Source organism: Streptomyces sp. NPDC057654, assembly GCF_042800135.1.
In the GTDB taxonomy this organism is placed as follows: Bacteria; Actinomycetota; Actinomycetes; order Streptomycetales; family Streptomycetaceae; genus Streptomyces.
Genome location: NZ_JBHVHQ010001079.1, coordinates 1 through 2535, shown reverse-complemented (window position 1 = coordinate 2535; position 2535 = coordinate 1). Strand labels below are relative to the sequence as shown.

Sequence of the window (2535 nt, the reverse complement as noted above, 5' to 3'; positions counted from 1 at the left end):
GCCCGGCGCAGCGCGGCCGGGGGCCTGGACCGACGGGGCCGGGGCGAGGTTATCGGCGGACCAGCGTTCTCGTATCCGGGGCAGGGACAGGTCGGGGGCGAGGCGCGCGCCGGGGTAGAAGACGGGGTCGTTGTCCTTGTTGCGGTCGTCGGGCAGGGCCACCTTGTAGCCGAGGAGGTCACCGGAGGGGGCGGCGCGCTTGCGGATCAGCAGGCCGGCGGCGGCCAGCCGCTCGAAGAACTCCGCCTCACTCGTGGTGCCGGCCGCGGCGCGGCGTACGGTCTCGCGCAGTTCCTCGCGCGCGGTGCGCTCGCGGCCCTGACGCTTCGCCTTGTGGCGCTCGGCGCTGGTGGGGCGCTTCGCGGCGGTACCGTCGCCGCGGTGGAGGCGGCGCAGGCCCAGCTCCGCTTCGAGGGCGCGGGCCTGGTTCTGGACACGGGCGGCGTCGTTGTCGAGACCGGGTTTGTAGCCGTCCTCCTGGACGAGGGTGGCGACGATGTGGATGTGGTCGTCGGCGTGCCGGATGGCCGCCCACCGGCAGCCCGCGCCCTGTGTGGGGTCGTCGATGCCGGCGGCGGCGACCATGCGCCGGGCGATGTCGCCCCACTCCTCATCCGTCAGCCGCCGGTCCTCGGCGCCGTTGCGGACGGACAGGTGCCACACCTGCTTCTTCGGCCGATGTTTCGGGTCGACGTTGTCGACGGGCTGGTCCAGGAGCTGCCCGAGCTGCTGGAGGGTCGCGGCCTCATCGCGGCCGGGGTCGGGGGCGTTGTGGTCCCAGGAGGCGACCAGGTGCGGGTCGGTGTGCTCCTCCAGCTTGCCCGGCCCGTACAGGTAGTACAGGAGGCCGATGGTGCGCCGGCCGCGCTGGTGGATCTTGGGGATCATGCTGCTGTCCTGGGCCGAGTGGTCAACGGGGAGGGCCGCCGGGAAGGGGGGCTCGTGGGCCGGGCGGGTTGCGCGGTCAGGGTTGTTGCAGCAGTCGGTCGGTGGCGGCCTGCACGCGGGTCACCGTGCGCTGGACCGCGGCGACGACCGCGTCGATCTCGGTGGGCTGGCCGCCGGAGTTGATGGCGCGGGCGACCTGGTTGAGGTTGTTGCCGACCTGGCCGAGGTGTCGGCGGGCGGCGAAGAGTTCGGCGACCAGGTCGCGGTGGCCGGCGATGGCGGCGGCGGTGTGGTCGAGGTCGTGGGCGGCGGCGAGGCCGCTGCGGGCGAGGAAGGCGGGCAGGCTCGTTCGCGTGATGGTGGCTGCGGCGGTGAGGGTGTTCTTCTCGGTGCTGTTGAGGCGGACGTAGATCACGTGCACGCGTTTCTCAGCGCCGGACTTCGGCGAGCGCTTGCGCACGCTCTTCGTCGCGTCGCGGCGTTGGCGTCGCGATGTCTGCTTCTCCTGCTGCGATCCGCCCTCGGTCGCTGCTTCCCGGACCCGCGCCCCCCGGTGCTGGTCCGGCCCTGTCCACTTGGGGGCGGGGTGCGCCGGGGCCGTCTTCCCCGATGGGGAAGACGGTCTTGGCGGATAACTTGCTCGCCCCGCAACCGAGTTGATGTCCCGCTCAGGTTCCGGGGTGGTGCCGTTCTCGCGCGGGTTCGTCATCGGGCACCGCCCTGCGTGTCGTGGACGATCTCCAAGATGTCGAGGACGAAGCCGAAGGCGTCCTCCGCGCCGGTCAGGTGATGGATCCGCTGACCGGCGCCGACTTGGACGAACCACTGGCCCGACGGACCGTCGACCGCCGAATGGAGCAGTCCGTACTGGAGGAAGGTGTGCAGGAAGGCCCAGACCAGGCGGTCTTCGCACGGGCCGGGCGCGGCTGCATGCGTCATGGCGAACTCCTTGGTGATAAGGGGTGGTGGTCCGGCACGGAGCCGGGCCACCCGCAGTGGATGAAGGGTGTGTGCTGCTGCTTTGCGGGTTCAGGCGCACTCGGGGCAGCGCCCGACGTGGCCGCTGAGCGCCCGGGCCATCCGCGCCTTCGTCGCCGCGGCGTACGTCGCGCTGGCCTTCGCCGACGGCCTGCCGGCGTGCCGCTGGGAGTGCGCGCTCAGGAAACCGATCTCCCGCTCGTACTCCGCGCGCAGGGACATGAATCGGGGGCAGGGCTTCATCGGGCGGTACTCCTTGGCTTCGGCTTCGTGGTGTCGTCCTCGCTGCGCAGGTGCTGCAGGACGAGGCTCAGGCGTTCGTTGCGGCCGCCCTGGAGTCCTTCGCGGCGCAGGATCTCCCGCAGCTGGACCCGGGTGACGCTCTCGTTGCCGTCCCGCGCGAGCAGCGCGGGGACGTGGGGACGGACCTGCGCCACGAGATGCTCCACGGATTCCTCCGGCTCGCGCGGGGGACGCTGCGTCTGCGGGGTGCGGGACCGGCCGCCCCGTTTGCCCTTGCTCTTCGGGGTGGGCTTCCGGCGCAGGGGGGCCTTGTGTCCCCGGTCCCCGGCGGGACCGGTCCCCGTGTCGGCGCCGTTCGGTCCCCGGTCCCCGGTGGGTTCGGTCCCCGACTCGCCGCCCCTCGGTCCCCGGTCCGTTTCCGGGGCC

At 72.6% G+C, this 2535-nt stretch carries 4 protein-coding genes and 1 pseudogene; all 5 read right to left on the bottom strand.

Translation table 11 applies throughout. The annotated features are described in order from the left end of the window. The coding region (locus ACFU99_RS40630) for a relaxase/mobilization nuclease domain-containing protein (protein WP_384402903.1) at positions 1 to 888 on the bottom strand (888 nt) is incomplete at its 3' end. Positions 889 to 964: 76 nt separating this feature from the next. Beyond that, positions 965 to 1309: a plasmid mobilization relaxosome protein MobC gene (gene mobC / locus ACFU99_RS40625; protein WP_384402900.1), complete on the bottom strand. Its 345-nt coding sequence runs from the start codon at positions 1307 to 1309 to the stop codon at positions 965 to 967. A gap of 284 nt (positions 1310 to 1593) precedes the next feature. Beyond that, positions 1594 to 1827, bottom strand: coding sequence for a hypothetical protein (locus ACFU99_RS40620; protein WP_384402897.1), 234 nt, complete (start codon positions 1825 to 1827; stop codon positions 1594 to 1596). Between the two features lie 90 nt (positions 1828 to 1917). Continuing rightward, positions 1918 to 2109: a hypothetical protein gene (locus ACFU99_RS40615; protein WP_384402894.1), complete on the bottom strand. Its 192-nt coding sequence runs from the start codon at positions 2107 to 2109 to the stop codon at positions 1918 to 1920. Further along, a pseudogene (locus ACFU99_RS40610) lies at positions 2106 to 2535 on the bottom strand (hypothetical protein); the annotation flags it as partial. The pseudogene ACFU99_RS40610 and the gene ACFU99_RS40615, both read right to left, overlap by 4 nt.